Origin of the sequence: Alteromonas portus (genome assembly GCF_005117025.1) — a bacterium.
GTDB classification, from domain to species: Bacteria; Pseudomonadota; Gammaproteobacteria; order Enterobacterales; family Alteromonadaceae; genus Alteromonas; species Alteromonas portus.
Genome location: NZ_SWCO01000012.1, coordinates 26,042 through 46,881, shown reverse-complemented (window position 1 = coordinate 46,881; position 20,840 = coordinate 26,042). Strand labels below are relative to the sequence as shown.

Sequence of the window (20,840 nt, the reverse complement as noted above, 5' to 3'; positions counted from 1 at the left end):
CGGAAGGTGCAGTGTTTAGCATGGTACATGCTTGTCTACTGCAGTCACATTTTTGTCTGTGCTAATAATTTTAGTTTTCTCTTTATACAATAGCCGCTAATCGCTCACTTTGAAATACGCTAAAAGCATAATAGTGGTAAATACCTACACAAAAACCATACTTTATTCAGTAAGTTGAATAGGACACGGAATCTCGTTTCTACGCCAAAACGTTGAGGCTGAGTTTAACGCTTTGATGTGTGAATCTAATCCGTAATGTCTGCACCTAAACGTCCGTTAGTTTAGTCTTAGAAGGCAGTTCACCAAATAACCTGCAATATTGCTTGCTAAACTGGCTGAGGTGGAAAAAACCATTTTCAAAAGCAATGTCTGCTACACATCGTTTATTAAAGTTATTTTGCAATTCACGGCGAACTTTATTTAAACGGCGTGATTGTAAAAAGCGAGCCGGTGATACACCGTAGTGATCGTAAAACAGCCTATATAAGTCGCGAGGTGAAAGCCCAGCAACGGTTGCCAACCCAGCTACCGTTATGGTTGCCTCATTGTTCGCTTCACTGAGATAGGTTCGCACGGCAGATATAGCTTGATTGCGGTTCTTTGTTAACTGTGCATTTTTTTCGCTACTAGACAACAAGCTATTAAAGTAATCATGTAGCAGCTGCTGATGGGTTTTGCTTTGCCAACGTAACCGTTGTGCTTTGAACACCGTCGCCATGTAATTCCTCAATGCATTGATTTGAGGGGTATCTAGTGTTTCTGCGAAATGGCCCAATAAACGTTCACTTTGCCCTTTTAGGGTATCTGACGCGATCACCACGCCAAACAACGTACTGTTTATATCAGTAGATAATTCAAAATCGATACCGCCGGGACGTACCATGAGAGTATTTGCATTTGTCTGCTGGTGGTTAATACACACACGTTGTGGTGTAGCACTAAAACCTATCCAAATAGCACCTTCAGGTATTCTACAGAATTGCTGCAAGGCCTGACTAGTATGCTCTTGAAATAAGCGAAAATGTCCAAGATCTGTATGAATCATTGCACCTTGAAAGGTACCGTCAGACAACTGGTTATACTCTTGTTGCCAACCTTTTAACTGGCCAGCCTGAGCATTGACATCTTGTGTGTATGACGTGCACCACATTGGTGAGTTGCACTTTGAGTTGTCATAGGACTGCTTCATCTGTTTTGCCCTAATAATGTGCGGTGTATGCCAACACCTTGTTTTTACTCATGTATTGATTATGCCGATTATTGATATTCCGTTGGTTCGCATTTCGCAAGATTTAGTTTAATGAGGTGTAGCAAGCAGCGCACCAGTAAGTGGAAATTGAGAACTATTATGACCGCACGTTTTAAACGCCAGCAGGGGACAAAAATTTACCATTTTTCATCGTTGGCAGATTTAATGGCTAAAGCAACACCAGAACGCTCTGGTGACCAACTGGCAGGTGTCGCAGCCTCAAGTGCTGAGGAGCGCATAGTTGCACAAATGACCTTGGCAGATTTACCCCTTTCAACTTTTTTAAATGAGGTCGTAATTCCATATGAGATGGACGAAATTACGCGATTGATCATTGATAGCCACGATAAACTTGCATTTGCTCCAATTAGTCATTTAACAGTTGGAGACTTTAGAAACTGGTTACTTTCAGATGTTGTGACCCCCAGTACATTAGCGTCTATTCGCCACGGCTTAACACCTGAGATGGTAGCAGCAGTTAGCAAGATTATGCGAAACCAAGACTTAATTCTAGTAGCGCAGAAGTGTCATGTAAAAAGCGCATTTCGCAATACTATTGGCCTGCCAGGTAGACTATCGACAAGGCTACAGCCTAACCATCCTACTGATTCTGAGAATGGTATAGCAGCGACAATTTTTGATGGTTTAATGTATGGCAACGGTGACGCTGTCATTGGTATTAATCCCGCAACTGACAATGTTCCGCAAGCTGTTCGCCTATTAAAGTTAATGGACGACGTCATTAATCACTATGAAATTCCTACCCAGTCTTGCGTACTCACTCACGTTACGAACACTATCGAAGCGATTGAACTTGGAGCACCAGTCGATTTAGTTTTCCAGTCCATAGGCGGTACTCAGGGGACAAACGACACCTTTGGCGTAAACCTCTCTATATTGCAAGAGGCGTTTGATGCTGCTCAATCACTCAAACGTGGCACGGTGGGCAATAATGCAATGTACTTTGAAACAGGCCAGGGTACTGCGTTATCGGCAGATGCATTTCATGGTGTTGATCAGCAAACTTGCGAAGCTAGAGCTTATGCAGTAGCGCGCAAGTTCAACCCTCTTTTAGTTAATACCGTTGTGGGGTTTATCGGGCCTGAATACCTCTTTGATGGTAAGCAAATTATTCGTGCAGGTTTGGAAGATCATTTCTGCGCAAAACTACTTGGGCTGCCTATGGGGTGTGACATTTGCTATACCAACCATGCGTATGCCGATCAAAATGATATGGATAATCTTCTGACCCTGCTTGGAACCGCCGGGTGTTCTTTCATTATGGGCATTCCGGGTTCTGACGACATTATGCTCAATTATCAAACCACCTCTTTTCACGATGCACTTTACGCACGCAAAGTTCTGGGGCTGAAGCCTGCGCCTGAGTTCGAGCAGTGGCTTACTAAAATGCAGATTTTTGACAGTGTAGATGAAGTTAGGCTGAGCAACAGTAACCGCTCTCCTCTGGTGCATTCATTGGCCCATTTAGGATAGAAAAGTTTATGAAAAAAAACGGTGGAAAAGAGAGTTTAGATAAGCGAGATGAAGATAAAGTCACTCATGAAAACCCATGGCAAAAACTAAAAACTTTTACCTCAGCTCGCATCGCACTAGGACGAGCAGGCACCAGTATTCCAACTAAACAAATGCTGTCTTTTCAGCTGGATCACGCCCGCGCAATTGATGCGGTACACAGTGCATTGGATATCCCAACACTTTTAACCAATTTTCGAGACAGTACGATTATCAGTCGTCGTATTTCAGGCAAGCCAATGGCCGTTAATAGTAGAGCACTCGACCGCTTTGACTACTTACAACGGCCTGACAAAGGTCGCCAACTCAGCGAAAGCAGTTGGGAGACATTGCGCAATTTTTGCTCGGAAACTGAAACCACATTTGACCTAGTAATTGTTGTCGCTGATGGACTATCTGCTACTGCGGTACGTCGGCATGCACAACCCGTGATTGAAGGCTTACTAACGTTACTAAGTGAAGATGAGGTGAGTTGGAGCGTAGCCCCCATCATAGTAGTTAGCCAAGGTCGGGTGGCGGTGGGCGATGATGTAGCAGAGTGTTTAAATGCTTCACTTGTAGTGACATTACTTGGTGAACGGCCAGGACTTAGTTCGCCCGACAGTATGGGAATGTACTTAACATGGGGGGCCCAAAGAGGGGCTCGAGATTCATCTCGCAATTGCATATCGAATATACGCCCACAAGGACTTAACTATCCCGAAGCATGCCAAAAGGCTTTTTATCTAATGAGAGAAGCACGCAGAAGGAAGTTAACCGGCGTGAATTTAAAAGATCGCTCATCAACACTTGATAGCGACGTCACATTAAACCACTCAAATGGCTCTAGCTTTTTAGTTGCTGCACCAAATTACACACAGGAAAAATGATGTCTGAACAATCAACATATCTTGCCAAACGACAACTAAAACGAGGCACTGCTGGCTGGTTAATGCTTGCGGGGTTGGGAGTATCTTATGTGATTTCCGGAGATTTTGCGGGATGGAATTTTGGTATCGGTCAGGCAGGATGGGGCGGCTTTGTTATTGCTGCTATTGCCATGGCGATAATGTACTTAACATTAGTACTCTCGTTGGCGGAAATGTCATCGTCTATTCCCGCTGCGGGAGGGGGGTATAGCTTTGCTCGTCAGGCAATGGGACCCGCCGGTGGCTTCTTTACCGGCTTGGCAGTATTGATTGAATATGCGCTCGCTCCTGCGGCTATCGTCATTTTTATAGGCGCTGCGGTTAACGAGTTGCTCGGTGTAGATGGCCCCCTGATTTATGCGGCATTTTATGCAGTTTTTATTGGTATTCACTGCAAGGGAGTAGGGGAAGCACTCAAAGTCATGATGGTAATAAGTATACTTGCAGTGGTGGCCATATTGGTGACAGGCGCGGCACTTTTACCGTCATTTGATGCGACAAATTTGTTCGATATTACTTCAAGCGCCAATAATACAGACCGCTTTTTACCTTTTGGTTGGTATGGTGTTTAGGCAGCTTTACCCTTTGCTATGTGGCTCTTTTTGGCTGTTGAGGGTGTGCCGCTAGCCGCTGAAGAGGCTAAGGACCCTCAGCGCGATGTGCCAAAAGGTATTATCGGAGCTATGGTGTTTTTGTTAGTCACTGCCATAATTGTAGTTGTGCTTCTCGCCGGTGCGGTAGGAGCAGAAGTCATTGGTAGCAGTGCTGTTCCCTTAGTAGATGCACTGAATATTGAAGGTTTTAGTCACTTAGCTACCTTTGTTAACGTACTGGGTTTAGCTGGGCTCGTTGCGTCATTTTTCTCAATCATATATGGGTATAGCCGATTGGTTTTTGCCCTTTCACGAGCAGGCTACTTGCCACAGAGTTTGTCTCTCACTAATAGAAATAAATCACCAGTGCGGGCGTTGGTGGTTCCTGGAGTTTTTGGTTTTTTAGTTTCGCTTAGTGGTGAAGGAGATCTGATCCTTGCTATGGCTGTGGTTGGAGCAACGATTTCTTATGCGCTGATGGCGCTTAGCCATATCCTTTTACGAATTAAACAACCTCTCATGGCGCGTCCGTATAGAACTCCGGGCGGCATAGTCACCTCTGCAATTGCTTTAGTCCTGTCGCTGATTGCACTGACTGGAGTATATGCATTCGACCCTAAAGCATTTTTCCTCACTGCAGGTTTGTTTCTCGCAGGAGGTCTCTATTATATTTTCTATGCCAAGCATCACTTAGTGGCCGGATCGGCTGAAGAAGAGTTCGCAATGCTCTCTAGTGCTGAAGCTGAGCTTGAAACTAGCTAAAATCAAACATAGAAATCTACCTATGTAAAACTACGGTCTGTTACAAAGGTGTGGCAGACCGCGACTGGCAAAGTCCCTTTTTAAAAAGTAGTTTGGTTTCTCCTCTGCCTACCCAAATGCTATAATCCCGCCAAATTACTTCTTGTTGAAGGCCGTTACGCCAAAGAGAGTGCAGTAAGGAGTTGAAGAGATGAATACCCAAAGGGTTTTCATCTATTGGATTAGTTTTGAGTACACGAAATAAAGGTTCACATTGAATACTGCTGTAAAGTCTATCAACCGCAAATTCACTGTCGCTCCAATGTTGGATAGTTACGCCTAATTTTAAAACGCCTTGATATATATGGGGATTTCGGTAAAAAGTGACATTCGTTGTATTCTTATTGTGTTCCTCAGTGTAAGAATATTGACGGAAATATCCAGAAACAACCGATGGTTTTATACTCCATTTAGCCTATCTTTTATAATCTCTATGAGTATGTCGGCTTCTTCATAACCTGCGACAGTGTACTTTGTTATATCAACCTTTTGACAGGGTAACGTCCCATGCGTTTTGATAGACTTCATCGAACCCTAGCACGCTCATAACAAAATCTTGTTTTGGCGGCCAAGCGATCTGGTCGTTATCGTCACTGACCCCACCAAACGGGATCAAGTCGATTTCCCAAGGCAAGCCGTCACTGTCAGTCGTGTCTAGTTGATGTGCCTTCTTCGAGTGCGGTGTAAATCCCGCTTCTATCAGTGCAGTTCGTAACACTTCGTAATGCGCCCAATTCTGCACTTCGATACCAAAGTCCACATCTTTCGTACCGCGCTCGATAGCAGCGTTATAGCCGTGAACTAAGATAATATCCCGTGCAGTAGCCCCTACAATTAGCAACGGCACACGTAGCTCTTCGGCAATACCGTGAATTTGACTATATACCTCGACAAGCCCTTTGGGCAGTTTTTCGGATACATCAAGCGAGGTGGTCATGGTAGATCCTTTTGGCAGTTTCAAGGTTGCGAGGGTCATCGCTGTTGAGTAGTTCAGCATAGACTAGCAATGGTGCGATATAGCCAGGTAACTCACCCCTAATTTTATCGATTCCCACAGGCGGCTCTACAATTTTCAGTATATTAACGTCTGTCTCTTCAGCACGTAATCGGCGTAGCCTGAACGTTTTTAATAGGGCTTTATGTGCTTCAGTATCAGCATATATTTGATATGTTTTGGGGGTAAGGTAATGAGTATAGGCATCAGCGGCGACCTCTCCGCCCCAGAGTGCTCCGTACTTAACTAGTGGTGCGTTACGAAGCTGCTCTATATTCTGAGGCACATATAGCTTTTGCTCCAGTTTTGCTTCCATGTTGTGTGGATAAGCGTCCAGCCATCGCGTTAGAAGCAGATCTTTTTCGTTGAGGACGAATCCCTTTTTTCCTTTTTCGAGAACAAATGTGAGTTGCTTAAGGTCATCTAAAACTTGTTTTACCGTGCCTAAAGCAATTTCAGCTTGCTCCGCAAGTACCCGCATTGGCTGATTAACAAGCTCAGGCTTCAATAACAACATCATGACCAGTTTCATGCCTTTAGGTTGAAACGCTTTTCCTGTTAGCTTTCTCGCATATTGTATTTGATGCTCTTTAGGTGGTTTCTTGCCTCTGATATCAATATAAAAGGGAGGTATGTTGAGGTGTGCATTACCTGCCAGATCGAGATAATCGATTTGCAATTCCTGGCAAAGCTCGGCAATGTTCTCATTGATATAGGTTGTGACTATAAGTGTTTTTTTGTTGTTAAAAACTATTTTTTCTAGTTGAAGCTTGTGTAGTCTGTGGCGAGTAAGCCCCTCCTTTTCTTCCACACACCAAGTATGTTTCTGGTTTCCGTGAGTGATCGTCAGTTGTCCGTCCGTTTCCTCAGTATTTCGGGCATTGTGATGCGTATAAGTGACATTTAGCTTGGTATTTGCGGCTAACAGTTTCGCAGCTTCAGCTAGTAAGTTATCCATTTGTTCATTATTTTTAACTGTTCACTTTTTTTGAACATTGATATTTAATGAACAATAAAGACATTCGTGTCTAACATTTTTAGGGGAGTAAGGGGGCCGCTTCAACAACGGGGTACTGAGTACAGTGCATCTCAAGTTTTGGCTTCTCTTACCCTGTCGTAGATTCACCTGGTAATATCGATGCATGTATTAGAATTGCCGCCGCTGCATTCTCTATACTGCCCCTTGTGCGCTATCGCTTTCTAGGCAGTCTTTTTTTGGTAAAGGGGCGTAGGGAAAAAACACATCCTCTTGCCGAATAAGTGCCGCTATTGCTTCGGATTGTATGAATAATTATTTGGGTGTTAAGAAAAAAATTTTTGCGATAAAACTGAGTTCTTGTATGGCGAATTAACTCAGCCCGAGATCAAGTACATCGAAGGTTATATTATCAATTCACGTAAATAATCAAAAATTTTGCGCGATAAATCAAATTACTCAATTTTTAATTTGTTAATTTTTATCACAAATAATTAACATGGACCGAAGATGGACTGTAAAATTAATCACACAAAAAATGTTTCGTGCTTCTACTCTCATAAGAATTTACTGCTCGCAGCTCTAATTATTACTTATACAAATTTGGTCAGCTTTAGCTCTTATGCTGCAGAAATATCTGGTCGCGTTATGACCGAAGGCCAACAAGTCATTGCGGGTGCAATTGTTAGTTTGTGGAATGAAGAACGAACTCAAAAACTTAGCACATACACTGACCACACAGGATATTTTAAGTTGCAAACGGACTTTGTTGGAAAGACAACGCTCAGAGGTCGGAGCCCATATTACAGAGATAACAACTTGCCACTAGAGTTGAACGAAAATACTGTAGCCGAGCAGCTGATTATTTTGGAAAAGATGGAGTCAGCTCAGGAAGTCTCAGATTCTTTACCCGCCTCTGCTCATGTGACTAAGCTAAAATTAGATGACGAAGAAACGCGTGGAGCTGTTATTAGCCAATGTAATTACTGTCATCAATTGGGTAATTCTATTACACGTGTTCCAAGGAATAAAGATGCTTGGAGTATGAGTATAAAAAGAATGGAAGGATATGGCGCGTTTATTACAGAGGAAGAGCATCACAAAATAAAGGACCTGTTGTTTGATGGTTTTGACGGCTCACCTGTTGAAGTTATTCAAACACTAGATTACTCACCAGAGTTAGCTCAAGCCACTATTCATGAATGGCTAGTAGCGACTCCTATGTCATTTTTGCACGATACTATTGTTGGGGAGAACGGTAATTTATACGGTATTGATGAAGGAAGCGATACCATTTATGAGTTAGACCGTGTTACAGATAAAGTGACTTTACATAAGATTCCTGGAACGGAGGATTTGCCAGAGGGAGGTAACTTTGAGGGGGCTCAACTACCCATAGGGATATTTACAGGTCACCATGGCCCTCATAGTGGTGTACAAATCGACGATGGTCGTATGTTCTTTACCGCCGCATTATCTAGTGTACTAATTAGCTTTCATCCTGATACAAAACAATGGCAACTTTACCCTATCCCGAGAGGCTTTTTATGGCGAAAAGGGATCTACTCTCACACCATCCGAAAAGATAAAAATAATGATGTTTGGTTTACTGTACTTGGCTCTAACATGGTACTGAAATTTGATACAGATGAAGAAGAGTTTACTGAAATAAAATTGCCGTCAAATGGCTTCTTAAAATGGATGACGGATATGTTTATGGGAACTGTATTAAAGATAGCTTCTAACTGGCCTAAAGAAAATTATCAGATAGCGCTTTCTCACCATAAAACTCTAGATGGTGGCCGCCAAATCTTTAACTGGCCATATGGTATTGATATCCATCCAACGGATGGTGGTGTGTGGTATGCAAAGCTACTAGATAACAAAATTGGTCATATCGATCCTGAAACACTAGAAATAACGGAATATGAAACGCCATACAAAGGGCCTAGACGAATGCGCTTTGATAAAGATGGTATCCTTTGGATTCCTTCTTTTGATGAAGGTGTTCTAATGCGCTTTGATCCTTCAACAAAACAGTTTGAAAACATCCAATTACCGCTGCTATCAAAAAACGAATATGAAGTTCCTTATGCTCTAAATGTTCATGAGCATACTGGAGATATTTGGATTGCAGCTAATAATTCAGATCGGGTACTTAGATATATCCCTAAAGAAGAAAGGTTTATATCTTATCCGATGCCTAGTCGAGTCGTTTGGTTTAGAGATTTTGAATTCACCAAAGACGGTCAAGTTTGTACCAGTAACTCCAATTTACCTGCCTATGCTCATGAAGATGGCTTGCCTGCATTCTTTTGTATAAATCCAGAAGGAAGGGCAATCGCTAAGCCCGAAAAGTTCGAGCAAATCTCAAAAAATGTAGGGGAATAACTTTTATGAAAGATTTGAAGAACAAATTGGTGTTTATCACTGGCGCTGGTTCTGGAATTGGTTTTGAAACTTGTATCGCGTTTGCAAAAGAAGGATGCCGTATTATCGCTACTGATATTAATATAGAAGGGTTGAATATTTTAGCAAACGAGGTTTCTCAATTAAACCAAGTCATTTATACCTATGAGTTAAATGTAGTAGATAGAAACGCATACTCAAACCTAGTAGAAAATATTATTCACAAGCACGGTTGCCCAGATATTGTTTTTAACAATGCGGGTGTGGCATTTTTGTCAAGATTAGAAGAGACTACTGAGGCTACTTGGAATAAAACCATTCAGGTCAATATCATGGGAGTAGTGAATGGTTGCCAGTTGTTTCTAGATAAAATGCGGTCGAAACAGTCCCCTAGTTATCTGGTAAATATGTCATCTATAGCTTCAAAAACACCATTTCCTTTTCAATCTGCATACGTCGCTTCAAAGTGGGCCGTTGAAGGTTTCACAGATGCAATTAGAACAGAGCTTGCGCTTGAATATAGCAATATAAAGGTCATGAGTGTGCATCCTGGTTTAATCAATACTAATTTATTGCCTACCGGACATTTAACGTTTACAGCTAAGCAAATCGCCAATTTAAATGCTAAGTATCAAAATGACGGTTCGCCACCCAATGTGGTTGCCAATGACATTGTTAAGGCAATTAAAAAAGGAAAGTGCATGGTAATGACGGGCACTAAGGCAAAAGCTGGGTATTGGGCAAATAAAGTGTTACCTAAGTCTATTCTGGCCAAGTTAGCAGCAAATGACGTGATTAAAGCGGGGCTCACCGAGTAAAGCTGAGTCGAGAAAAGAGCCTAAGAAGGCTCTTTTTCTACTAACCAACTAGGTAAATTACCGTAACAATAAAATTAAGACCTTAAAAATGATTACACCTGAAAAAATGACGCCGGTTGATTGGCTTAACCACTGGGCAAAGAAGACTCCAAATAAAGTCTTTTTGCACCAACCTAAAAATAGAGTAATCGAAACACATACCTGGCAGCAGATACAGAAAAAAGTTGAAAATATATCCGCGTTCCTAAATAAATTAGGGCTTAAAAGAGGAGACAAGATCGCTATTTTCGCTAAAAATTGCGCCGAGTGGATTATCGCAGATTTAGCAATTGTGCGTTCAGGAATGATCAGTGTGCCAATTTATCCATCAGCTAATGCTGAAACAGTTAAATATGTGTTGAACCATTCAGAGTCAAAAGCAGTTTTTATTGGCAAATTAGATAGCCCTGAGGAGGCAAAAGCTGGAGTAGATAACTCAATACTAAGCATATCTATGGGATATGAGTCATTGGATTGTCAATTTAGTTGGGAGGATATCAAACAGGACAGCACAAGTGTTAGTTGTCTAGTGCCATATGAGCCAGAGCTAGACGATTTAATGACATTGAGTTACACCTCAGGTAGTACAGGTCATCCAAAAGGAGCGATGATAAGCTTTCGTGCATATGCTTGGGCAAATAATAATATAACTAAAATAATGGAATTTTGTCCTGAAGACAGAATGTTATCTTACCTGCCACTGGCGCATATTACAGAGCGTTGTTTTGTCGAAGGAGCTGCATATCAGGCAAATATGACCTTATATTTCACTGAATCACTTGAATACTTTGTAGACGATTTAATGTTTGCAAAACCCACTGTGTTTTTATCGGTTCCGCGCCTTTGGAGTCTGTTTCAGAAGAAGATCGTAGATAGTATTGGAGATAAAAAGTTAAACTTTTTATTGTCCACGCCATTTATTTCTGCAGTGATTCGAAAAAAAATACAAAGAGGACTGGGGTTAGAGCATACACGCATAGTTGCGACAGGAACCGCTCCAATATCACCACACCTTCTTTCTTGGTATCAGAGAGTTGGACTGAATATATGTGAAGGTTGGGGCATGACCGAAAACTGTATATATGCCATTGGCAATATGCCTTTTAATCAAGCTTTTCTAGGTAGCATTGGTCACGTGCTACCTGGCTGTGAGGTAAAAGTATCAAAGGCCGGAGAGCTTTTGTTTAAAAGCGGAGGTTTATTTGATGGTTATTATAAAAATGAGCAGGCGACTAAAGAGTCTTTTACCATTGATGGATTTTTTAAAACGGGTGACTTAGTCAAGATAGATGAAGTAACAGGAGCAGTATCTATTCTAGGGAGAGTAAAAGATAACTTTAAGACTGCAAAAGGAAAATTTGTATCGCCCATACCTATTGAAAAGAAATTGGCTGAAGATAAGCACATTGAAATGTTATGTATTATAGGTTCTGGTATGGCGGCTCCCATCGCCTTAGTGGTATTGTCTGAAGGGGCTTCCAATAAACCAAGAAGACAAGTTGCTAATTCACTAAATGAAACGTTAATAAAGGTCAATAAGCAGTTAGAAAGTCACGAAAAAGTGGGCGCCATCGTTGTCGTTGATGAGGCTTGGACACCAGAAAATGATACACTGACCCCAACACTAAAAATAAAAAGACACGTATTACACAATAAGTATTTCAACCTTTTTGGTGAGTTAAAAGGACAAGTGGTGCTTTGGGAGTCTGATTTGAATGACGAGTGAGGCTAATTACTTAAACATTTAACATACAACGGCGCATTAAAGGTTTTAAATTGGGAGATGAGTTTTTTTGTTTCGTTCGCTTAATATATTTGGTTGGATTAGTGTGATTACGTCAAAATCGCTTGGTACTTATACCGTCAGTATCCCTTGGTAATCACACCACTACAATTTAGCGATGACTATCACCCAAGTAAAAGTGTTGTTTAAATCGAAACATGAAAAGCATTCAGGTCCCAACACCTTTAACTTAGCAATTTGTGACCTGATGGTATTTAAGAGTGATTAAGTTCGCCAACTTTAACTATTTCATACATCAACGAATGCAGTTTATCGGTGGTCGTAACTGCTACCGCTTTTGCACCATCTAAGCCAAGAGATTTAGCTCTCATAGCCATTGGATTTTCAGTATCTGCAATTTTGAGTATAAGCCCTGAATTGAGTGAAAGTTTTACTCGTCCTCTAACATCTATCATTGAGCGGTATAAGTTATTATCCGCTATAGAGTAAAGGCAAATACTAAATGGCGGAACCGTCAAACCAGAACCAAGGCTTCCTTTTAGTGACAAGATTTGGTTGTTAGAGTTTGGTTCATAGACAACCCCATCGAAGCGGTTTCTAGTTAGGTCAAAGCTGATACCTGTGTTAAATTTTGGCAGTGCCCAAAGTTCAATCCCAGCTTCACTAGCGAATTCGGTAGTGACCGGCAAATCTAAAATATAGTAGCACAATTCCCTATTTTCTATTCCTCGAAACAAGTCGGTGATCCCTCCCAATGGTGCTCTAGCTTTCTTCTTTAAAACCGGTAGGGCAACGCCAACTTCATTGTATCTCCCGACTGTTGAATTCCGGTATTCATAAAATGAAACGGTTACCACGGTGTACTTACCAAAACTTAGCCCTGGCTTTAAATTTGTACCTTCTAAGTGTTTTTCTACAGCCTTGCGTGAACACAGAAAAAACGCATGGACATTACTTGCATCGAAAAACTTAATTGGAGTTTGCACCTCCCCTACAGATGAAGTCAGGCTTTTAGTAGGTACATCAAAAAATCTATCTTTCACTTTTCGCATATTTATTCCCTTAGAATGTATAACTCGTGCTAGGAACCTAATTGGAGTTCTTTTTTAACCACGTCCACACAATCTCGTTAAACTGACTAGAGGCTTTATTCATAAGCCAGTGGTCAGCTTTAATAGAGTGTGATTCATTACCGGATTTGGCTGTTTGAATTGACAGCCATTGACTGTCGTGACCTGACATTGGTTTATTTTCACCATAGATAAATAAGAACGGGCAACTGGGGTTGAAGTCTCTAAATTGCCGTTTATAGTTCTGTCTACCGCCAAACCAAAAATACCAATACGGGTAATTCATGTTGGCTGAGATATGCCTTTTATGAGTAGGACTGCCAAACATATGTGCTAACAAGTGAGTAATTGATGTGCCAAGCAAGCCGTTAATTTTCCACGACAATGCTAGAGTAATTTGATACATAAAGGCTAATGACTTCGTGTATAATGAGCTATTGTCCTGCCAACTTTTCCAATCTCCTATATCGACACTTATAATCTTTGCAATGAGATCAGGATATTGATTGTAAAAGTGGTAACCAAATAAGCTGCCCCAGTCGTGAATCATTAAAATGATTGGTTTGTTAGGACTAACACTTACTGTTATTTGTTTAAATAATTCAATCAGTTCTTCTAAACTTGGCGAAATGCAAGTATCAGTCGAGCTGAATCCAGGAAGAGTAAATCTCACACAGCGGAAGTGTGTTCTGAATGCCGCAACTTGATTGTTCCATATTTCAGAATTATCAGGCCAGCCGTGTATCATTAAAATGGTGTCATTTCCATCACCATCAATAATAACTTCTGTATCATTAACTAGCAGACGTTGTTTGGCCAATTATTACTCTCTATTATTAGCTTGTCTCTAACTGTTCATGTACTAAAGCTAACAAATAACCTAAATTTAAAATTGATTTTTTACGCATATAGTTTGACTATTTGCGCAAAATATAAAAGCAGGATGAAAGCTTTGATAAAGACTTAAGTGATTGTGGTTTTTACAATTCACCTTTCAGAGTAAAGGTAGGGTAATCAACATGTGATGTGTTTATCGCACGCACTTTAATCTATGTTGTTTGGGTGTTTTGCCACTGTGCCTTTTTATAAAGCGTGTAAATGTAGCTGAATCATTAAAGTGTAGTCTTTGAGATATTTCAGTTGCTGATAAATTTGAGTGTGTTAAATATTTAATAGCTAGGGCTAACTTCGCCTTATTAAGCAACTCAGAAAATTTTACGCCTTGCTTTTGTAGGTGTAGTTGCAATGTTCGAGGTTTTAATCCTAAACACAGCGCAACAAAATTTAAATTGCAACAATGAGAAGTCAAGTTCGCATGTATTACGTGTTCGACTTGAACTATTGTTGAGCGTGGATTGAGGTCTACATATTGCTGCCGTTGTCTTTTATAATATTGTTTTCTTAAAGGGCTAGCTTGTTTTATTGGTATCTTTAACTCATCATCGCTTATGACTATACCATTTATTTCTTGGTCAAAGTAAATCGATTCTCCAAATATTTCATGATAAGCATTTGAATCATAAGGTTGAGTTGTTCTCAAATATATCGCCTTCGGTTGCCATTTAGGATCAATATAACGCCTATATGATAAACACCAAATTGCTAGCCCAAGATCAATCGCTTGTGTATGGTTTCCGCCAATTTGTGGATTTATATCATACGTAAGTATGAGACCTCTGGAGTGCAATTGTGTGGAAAAATAAGAAATATCAGTATGAGAAGGATAATTTAACAACAGGCTGTCGATGGATTCTTGAACAGTAGCAGAGTTTCTAAGCAGAAACCATAGTGGGCCTAACACAGTTGCCCCTTGAATCTTTGCGAGTTGAATACCTAAGTAACGCTGATTTAATTTTCTAGCGAGTTTCTCAATAGCATCGATAAATAATTGTCCGTCAATCTGGCTTTCTGCCCTTACTAGTACCTCAGGGTCAATTCCAACTTCTATAAGTAAATTATCACTGTCTTGGCCGTATTCTCTTATTAGATAATCTATACCACTGAGCCCTATACTTGGTGCATATGGCATTAGTCTTCCTCCACCCAATATGCGTAAGTGGACAATTTATCTGCGCCATAGAACAAATACAATAATATTTTTGACGCATTAATGTTAGAAATATCTAGAAAGTTAATTGATATTCTCAGTACGACAGAAGTCTTCTAATGAGTTATCTGCGCTAACCTGATCATTTAATCTCTTTAGAAGAAGTAAAGTAAATTCAGAGCAGATCCAATCTATACTTAGAGCTTCGCAAAGTATCTAAACATTAGGTGACGCTAATGTTAAGCCTGCGATTCACTCATATCACAATGGTTTGCGATTTTCTTTTTCAATATTGAATCTAATTCATAGACTCGTCACACAACCAAATGAAGAAACGACCATGGCCAATAAAGAAATGCCCAACGCCTAGCTCAGTGGCAAAACAGAGTGAAACTAATTGTGACGGAAGCGACCCGCAGTTTGTCCTTTGCAGCGCTTGTTATGCATTTATAGAAATATATATGATGCTAGAACCAAACCAGCGATGTGTAGCCCGACTGCAAATAGTGCTTTCGTTTTAGCCTTTTTCGCGACATCATAATGAGTTTCAATTATTACTTGTATATTCTTAAAATCAAACACAACGGCTTTCAGGAAAAGAATCACAAAGCAAATAGATAATGCGAGAGCCCAGCACAATACAGGTAGTAATTTTAACCCGACTTCAAACGATTCAATTGAGGTGGGGAAAACTTTAAGTGCGCCAATGTAAGCTGGTATTGAGACAACGGAAATTGAAGAAAGCGTTTTAACCAAGTTGTCTCTCGTCGATAAGCTAGCATCTAATATAGATTTAGCGAGATTGATGCCTAATTCTTCTTTTATTTCATCTTTCCGTGAATTCAACTCCGAAGTGCACCACTCGCTAAATTAGGCAGCCTTGCGTAATTCATTGAATACCGCGATGGGCTGTCTGAAGCCGAGACATTTTCTCGGTCTGGCATTTAACGCCCGTTCAACCTCGCTAATTTGCCTATCTGTTACCGTCCGTAAATCGATGCCTTTCTTGATGTACTGGCGCAGTATACCGTTGAAGTTTTCTTTCAATCCGCGTTCCCAGGATGAATACGGGTTTGCGAAGTAGATATCAGTTCTAAGCTTTTCTGCGACCAACTCGTGGTCACAGAATTCGCTGCCGTTGTCAGCCGTAATAGTTCTAACATGACTTCGATATTTCCACAGCATGCCAACCATGGCCCGCGCCACATCGGCTGCACTTTTCGCTGGTACTTTACATATCAGATACAGCTTACTTTTGCGTTCGACCAAGCTAACAATCGCGCCCGTTCCTTGTTTACCCAGAACCGTGTCAGCTTCCCAGACTCCGAACCGCTTTTTCTTATTCACGCGGGGCGATGCTCTATACCCACGCGATTCGAGATAATCACACGCTTCGCGCGGTTACCTTTACGGTATCTTCGGTGGCTCTGCCGTAGGTGTTTATAGAGTTTACCACCGCGTAATTTATCAAGTCTGACATACCTATAAACCCACTCGTAACTAACGTGATGACCGATAATTTTGCCTACGCCAGCTATCTGCTCAGGACTCCATTTCTAGTTAAGTCCGAACTCAACAAAAGCAATCGTCAGTTGCGGCAGTTTGAACTTTGCGGCGTGACATCGTCGTTTCATTGCTTTCCTCTGAGCCACTTCAGGCAAGTAATGGCTGTCACGAATTCGATTGCGTTTGACTTCCCGACTGATAGTGCTGTGACTCACTCTCAGACGTTTTCCAATCTCCCGATAACTGAAACCCAAGCGCAAGTAGGCTTCTATCTGGTATCGTTGTCCCTCGATCAACTGTTTGTAACTCATGGTAACTACCCTTTTTTTTAGCTATTACAGAGTACCACCAACAGGCAGTTGATCTCTTCTCACCGTTTAACCATGAGTGGTGCACTTATTATCTGAATTCGGGCGTAATAATGCCACTTTGCTTCTGTCTAACCCTTGCTGTATAGGAAACTCCATTTTTTCTCGTTCCCTTAGTTATGCTAATATTAGCCATCTTATTTGACCTATTGTAAAGGGTGCGCCAAAGCGGAAAATTATTCCACCATTTGGGCACCGCGTTCCCTTTATGGGGACTAAAAACCGTGAAAAGTCCAATGCTTGTGGCATTGGTGATTATTTGAGGAATGCTGTAAGTGCCTAATATTAAGGTTTTAAATGAGAATTGTGTTAGGCCTGCTATCGACAGGCGCTTCTCTGTCGCTCCAATGCTGGATTGGACTGATTTAACTAAAATTGATATGAAAAACAATAGTTTGCTTTCGCTTGGTTTGTTTTAGGGGATAAAAGGGGATAAATGGTAGAGGGAATTGGGCGAATGTGGGCTCTTATGTTAACATTAAGTGACTTATACTAAAGGATTAATTACTGATGGGGATGACCGTTGAGCAAATCAGGAAGATGCTTGATGAAGCTGAACCTGACAATAACAACTGTATTGCGTCAGGGAGCATTAAAGATAATGAAAAAGGAGAATTGGTAACCTATCAAACATTTCTTGGACTTGATTTCGTTAGAGCAAACAACTGCGATAAATTTTGGGAAGAGTTCAACGTTTCACTGATTGAATTCATAGCCACCTCCGACTTCACACAGGATGAAATTGCCCAGATTGAACGTGATATACAACTGGATGATAGGCATTGGGACTGGTTGTTGAAGTCAGCTCATTTTCAGTCAGAAGAGTATAAATGGTTTTTCCTTGATGTTGAGGGGAAGACCCAAGCAGTCTGTCTAATATATCATCCTAAAGCGAGTACACTTGAACCTGGAGACATCTTCTATATTGAATATGTAGCAGTAGCCCCTTGGAATAGAACGAACCCAATGCAAATTAAGAAATATAGTGGGTTGGGTTCTGAAATTATTCAACTCGTTATGAATTACGCAATTAACACTTTAGGTTTAAGGTACGGATTCTCATTGCATGCGTTACCAAAAGCTATGGGGTTCTATGAAAAAATTGGTATGGTTAGGTGTACAGAGCTTGATAAGGGGGTATTAGCATTTTATGAAATGCCTGAAGATGGTGCCAAGCAATATTTGGGGCTGTCATGAAAAAAGAAATATCAGACCATATTGATGACTTTTCAGTAACAAAATCTGAGTTTAAGCTTACAGATGCCTTGAGATCTTATGCTGTTTTCAAAGAAAAATTAAATGAATTGCCAAAGCAGAAAAGACCTAAATCAGACATAGAAAAGGCTCAGCTTTTTAGAGAAATACACGAAAATATAGCCACTCCAACTTTGTTTAGAAAAAGTGATTCTTCTAACTCTACGTTGTCACTAATGTGGTTTAGAAGGGCGAAGAAACTAGCTACTATGTTTGTTGCCTTAAACAATGTTGTAGAGTTTAAGGGAATTTCTAAACAGGACCTCAAAGAACTCTCCTCGCTAACACAAGATCTGAGTAATTTAAGAAAATTAGAAGAAATTCTATTAGCTAAAGGTATTGTTCTAGTTTTTGAGAGATCACTTCAAGGAGCAAATCTAGATGGTGCCTGCTATTTGCTTGAATCAGGACAGGCACTAATAGCGATGAGTTTGAGGTATGGTAGAGTAGATAATTTTTGGTTTACGCTGATGCATGAACTCTCACATCTTGTATTGCATAGTGAACAGTTATCATCACCAATCATAGATGATTTAGACAGTGATTCTGCCGAAAATATAATTGAGTTGGAAGCTGATAAGCTTGCATTAAATTCTCTTATTCCGAAAAACTTATGGAGAACGTGCCCTGCCAAGTACTCTTTGACACCTGAGAATGTTATTAAATTTTCCGAAGAGATTGGAGTTCATCCCGCCATTGTTGCTGGGCGACTTAGGAAGGAGCTTAATCGCTGGGACTTATTTTCCGATTTAGTAAATGAACATGATGTAAGAGAATTTTTGTAATGGATTACATACCTTTTTTAAAGTTTAAAACAAATGAAATTGCTGCAATTGATGAGTTGAAAGATCATACAAAAGAGGAATTGTACCCTTTTTTTGATATTGCGAGAAAAGAGAATCTAACAGGGCAAGATTTAGAGTCTACAATTGGAAAGTGTTTTGCTAAGTATCAGAAATATCTAAGCAAATTAGATTTTTTCTATTTAGATAATTTTGATATCGATGATCGCATACAAATTAATTCTGATGATAGCTATGCATTTCTAATAGATACGTTTGCAAATTCTTATTTTATCCCTGTAATCGGCATCGATAGAAGTGAACGCCATAATGAATTAGTTAATAGCAAAAAAGCAGATGGAACAATTCAATCTGATACAGTCGCTATACGAATAGTAGTGGATAACGTCCTATCTTATCCTTTGATAGATGATGAAATTGAAGATCTTATTAGTGATTGTGCTAGTAATTTCAAAACTATGCATTTGATTATTGATAACCGTGTATGTTTCGGAATTGATGTCGGAAGTAGGAGTGCTCAGATTATAAACTTTTTGGGGAAGATCTTAGAAGATTATGATTTTGAGGAAGTGATAGTTACTGGCTCTACAATTACGGCTTCAATTAGGGATTTATTGAATCCAAGTGAAGAAGTAACGGTCGAGAGAAATGAATTGACTATTTTTCACTCAGTGCAGAACGAATTTCCTGATATAGTTTTAGGAGATTACACAGCAGTAAGCCCAAACTATTCAGATATCGAATTCGAAGGTAATTTGATGCGTAAAGTTACTGCTCCCAGATTAATTTATAGTTATGACAACCTAGTCCACATAAAACGTGGAGCTGCACTCGACAATCATCCAAGAGGAAACTTACAGTATAATGACTTATCTGCCATTTTGATTACAGAGCCGTTTTTTAGAGGAGCTGCATACTCATTTGGCGACAAGTATATCGATGAAAAAGCTAGAACAACAACTGGAAAACAGGTCACACCCAGTACAATACCGAAGGCACTAATTAATCTTCACATTGAATTCATGATGAATGACTATTTTTAGTTCGATTCACCAGTAGATTCGCAATGCCCTCATTAAGTGCCTTTTCTGGCAAATTAGAGGCTAGTGCGGAGGATAGACTGCTTTTATTGGCTCTAGGTGAAGATTCTAGCCCACTGGATGCACTAAGCTCTAACATTTCATGTTTCCATAAAGTGAGCGCTGCAACGTCTTTCCTAAAATGAGGATTTCTACCTGTTTTTCTAATGTACTTTAATTTAACTACAGAGCCTTTTTGATAAGTTAACAATATTCCCCAGTGAATAGGTGCAACAATCATTGCTTGTTTTAGATGATTTTCTGTTGTAACTAACGTAACCTTTTTAAAAGCTAAATCAAAAAACTGAGATTGCTTTCTAATTCGTGATAGATTGTCTGTTTCTCCTTTAATTTCAAAGCAATGAGCTTCCTTATACAAAGCCACTACATCTGCGATTGCATTTCCTCTGTGTACATGAAGTTCATCAATAATTTTTCTTGGGCGTATCGAAGAAGAGTTGAGAAACGTCTTGAGTTCTTCACGAATTGAGGTGTCGTTAAGTACGATCGTCATATCAAAGTGTGTTACATCAAATTTATCGTGACTATACAGGAAGACCAAAACCTTATCAGCTTGTAATAAAGCCGATAAGCTAAGAAGCATGAGATTTGCTCTATTGCTTTTAACCATCACTTATCGGACTCGCAG

General features: G+C 40.3%; 16 protein-coding genes and 2 pseudogenes. 9 read left to right on the top strand and 9 right to left on the bottom strand.

Going from position 1 to position 20,840, the window contains the following annotated elements; translation table 11 throughout:
* Positions 1 to 265 precede the first annotated feature (265 nt).
* On the bottom strand, positions 266 to 1,189 hold the full coding sequence (locus tag E5672_RS18890) for a helix-turn-helix domain-containing protein (RefSeq protein ID WP_136783743.1): 924 nt from the start codon (positions 1,187 to 1,189) through the stop codon (positions 266 to 268).
* 159 nt (positions 1,190 to 1,348) lie between these two features.
* Here E5672_RS18890 and E5672_RS18885 point away from each other — a divergent pair, with 159 nt between their 5' ends.
* The 3 genes and pseudogenes from E5672_RS18885 (at position 1,349) to eat (ending at position 5,045) form a co-directional block, all read left to right on the top strand.
* Positions 1,349 to 2,743: an ethanolamine ammonia-lyase subunit EutB gene (locus tag E5672_RS18885; protein WP_136783742.1), complete on the top strand. Its 1,395-nt coding sequence runs from the start codon at positions 1,349 to 1,351 to the stop codon at positions 2,741 to 2,743.
* Between the two features lie 8 nt (positions 2,744 to 2,751).
* Positions 2,752 to 3,651, top strand: coding sequence for an ethanolamine ammonia-lyase subunit EutC (gene eutC, locus E5672_RS18880; protein ID WP_136783741.1), 900 nt, complete (start codon positions 2,752 to 2,754; stop codon positions 3,649 to 3,651).
* A pseudogene (gene eat, locus E5672_RS18875) lies at positions 3,651 to 5,045 on the top strand (ethanolamine permease). The gene eutC and the pseudogene eat overlap by 1 nt, the downstream one beginning before the upstream one ends.
* A gap of 520 nt (positions 5,046 to 5,565) precedes the next feature.
* Here the strand turns inward: eat and E5672_RS18870 are convergent.
* Both E5672_RS18870 and E5672_RS18865 read right to left on the bottom strand, forming a co-directional pair.
* A complete protein-coding gene (locus E5672_RS18870; protein WP_136783740.1) occupies positions 5,566 to 6,021 on the bottom strand; it encodes a hypothetical protein in 456 nt (151 codons plus the stop codon).
* The gene (locus E5672_RS18865) at positions 6,005 to 7,036 is read right to left on the bottom strand and encodes a type IV toxin-antitoxin system AbiEi family antitoxin (RefSeq protein WP_136783739.1); all 1,032 of its coding nucleotides are present in this window, start codon (positions 7,034 to 7,036) and stop codon (positions 6,005 to 6,007) included. Before E5672_RS18865 ends, E5672_RS18870 begins: the two co-directional genes overlap by 17 nt.
* 528 nt (positions 7,037 to 7,564) lie before the next feature.
* Here E5672_RS18865 and E5672_RS18860 point away from each other — a divergent pair.
* The 3 genes from E5672_RS18860 (at position 7,565) to E5672_RS18850 (ending at position 12,046) form a co-directional block, all read left to right on the top strand.
* Positions 7,565 to 9,445 carry a hypothetical protein gene (locus E5672_RS18860; protein ID WP_136783738.1) on the top strand — a complete coding sequence of 627 codons (1,881 nt, stop codon included), beginning with the start codon at positions 7,565 to 7,567 and terminating at the stop codon, positions 9,443 to 9,445.
* A 5-nt stretch (positions 9,446 to 9,450) separates the two neighbouring features.
* Complete coding sequence (locus E5672_RS18855) at positions 9,451 to 10,281, top strand: SDR family NAD(P)-dependent oxidoreductase (protein ID WP_136783737.1); 831 nt, start codon at positions 9,451 to 9,453, stop codon at positions 10,279 to 10,281.
* A gap of 88 nt (positions 10,282 to 10,369) precedes the next feature.
* The gene (locus tag E5672_RS18850) at positions 10,370 to 12,046 is read left to right on the top strand and encodes an AMP-binding protein (RefSeq protein ID WP_240692283.1); all 1,677 of its coding nucleotides are present in this window, start codon (positions 10,370 to 10,372) and stop codon (positions 12,044 to 12,046) included.
* Positions 12,047 to 12,318: 272 nt separating this feature from the next.
* On the opposite strand, the gene E5672_RS18845 is transcribed toward E5672_RS18850, so the two are convergent.
* The 5 genes and pseudogenes from E5672_RS18845 to E5672_RS18825 all read right to left on the bottom strand — a co-directional run bounded on the left by E5672_RS18845 (position 12,319) and on the right by E5672_RS18825 (position 16,998).
* Positions 12,319 to 13,116 (bottom strand): acetoacetate decarboxylase family protein, encoded by a 798-nt coding sequence (locus tag E5672_RS18845; RefSeq protein WP_136783736.1) that lies wholly within the window; start codon positions 13,114 to 13,116, stop codon positions 12,319 to 12,321.
* 37 nt (positions 13,117 to 13,153) lie between these two features.
* Complete coding sequence (locus E5672_RS18840) at positions 13,154 to 13,954, bottom strand: alpha/beta fold hydrolase (RefSeq protein ID WP_136783735.1); 801 nt, start codon at positions 13,952 to 13,954, stop codon at positions 13,154 to 13,156.
* 210 nt (positions 13,955 to 14,164) lie between these two features.
* A complete protein-coding gene (locus tag E5672_RS18835) occupies positions 14,165 to 15,163 on the bottom strand; it encodes an AraC family transcriptional regulator (RefSeq protein WP_136783734.1) in 999 nt (332 codons plus the stop codon).
* Between the two features lie 465 nt (positions 15,164 to 15,628).
* Entirely contained in the window at positions 15,629 to 16,027 is a 399-nt protein-coding gene (locus E5672_RS18830) for a hypothetical protein (protein WP_136783733.1), read from the bottom strand.
* A gap of 24 nt (positions 16,028 to 16,051) precedes the next feature.
* Positions 16,052 to 16,998, bottom strand: a pseudogene (locus tag E5672_RS18825) (IS30 family transposase).
* 567 nt (positions 16,999 to 17,565) lie between these two features.
* On the opposite strand from E5672_RS18825, the gene E5672_RS18815 reads away from it, so the two are divergent.
* Genes E5672_RS18815 through E5672_RS18805 form a run of 3 tightly spaced genes read left to right on the top strand, consistent with a single transcriptional unit; the run spans position 17,566 to position 20,155 of the window.
* A complete protein-coding gene (locus E5672_RS18815; protein ID WP_136783732.1) occupies positions 17,566 to 18,252 on the top strand; it encodes a GNAT family N-acetyltransferase in 687 nt (228 codons plus the stop codon).
* On the top strand, positions 18,249 to 19,094 hold the full coding sequence (locus E5672_RS18810) for an ImmA/IrrE family metallo-endopeptidase (RefSeq protein WP_136783731.1): 846 nt from the start codon (positions 18,249 to 18,251) through the stop codon (positions 19,092 to 19,094). Before E5672_RS18815 ends, E5672_RS18810 begins: the two co-directional genes overlap by 4 nt.
* Positions 19,094 to 20,155, top strand: a complete 1,062-nt coding sequence (locus E5672_RS18805; protein WP_136783730.1) for a beta family protein — start codon at positions 19,094 to 19,096, stop codon at positions 20,153 to 20,155. Before E5672_RS18810 ends, E5672_RS18805 begins: the two co-directional genes overlap by 1 nt.
* Here the strand turns inward: E5672_RS18805 and E5672_RS18800 are convergent.
* The gene (locus tag E5672_RS18800) at positions 20,133 to 20,822 is read right to left on the bottom strand and encodes a sce7726 family protein (protein WP_240692288.1); all 690 of its coding nucleotides are present in this window, start codon (positions 20,820 to 20,822) and stop codon (positions 20,133 to 20,135) included. The two genes, E5672_RS18805 and E5672_RS18800, sit on opposite strands and share 23 nt — an antisense overlap.
* Positions 20,823 to 20,840 lie beyond the last annotated feature (18 nt).